This is a genomic window from Deinococcus pimensis DSM 21231, from assembly GCF_000519345.1.
GTDB classification, from domain to species: Bacteria; Deinococcota; Deinococci; order Deinococcales; family Deinococcaceae; genus Deinococcus_A; species Deinococcus_A pimensis.
The window spans coordinates 8,228-8,720 of the sequence record NZ_KI912629.1; the positions used below are offsets into that span (position 1 = coordinate 8,228).

At 74.0% G+C, this 493-nt stretch carries 1 protein-coding gene; it reads right to left on the reverse strand.

The window, feature by feature from the left end:
• On the reverse strand, positions 1-493 hold a 493-nt coding region (locus DEIPI_RS38880; protein WP_169737014.1), incomplete at both ends, for an ATP-binding protein.

A 493-nucleotide genomic window follows, 5' to 3' on the forward strand; every position in this document is an offset into this window, starting at 1 on the left:
CGCGTCCCGGGGGAGGGCCGCGCGCCACAGCCCGCGCCCGCTCCTCGCGCGACGGAGGCCGGAAGCGCGCCACGATCCGCACGCGGCGCGTGAACGCCTCGTCGAGGTCACCCTCCAGATTCGTCGTGAGCACCAGCAGCCCGTGGAAGGACTCCAGACGCTGCAGCAGGAAGTTCACGCCGTGATTCGCGTAGCGGTCGCGTGCCTCGCGGACCTCCCCGCGCCGACCGAACAAAGCGTCCGCCTCGTCGAACAGCAGCACGCACCCCCCGCCCTCCGCCGCGTCCATCAGCGCCCCGAGGCGCTTCTCCGTCTCCCCGACGTACTTGTCCACCACCCGCGAGAGGTCCACCCGGTACAGGTCGAGGTCCAGCTCGTTCGCGACGGCCTCCGCCGCGGTCGTCTTGCCCGTCCCGCTCGGGCCGCTCATCACGAGCGTCACCGCCCGCCCCCGGCCCGGCGGCGCGTCGTGCAGGAGCCGCGCCTGCCGCAC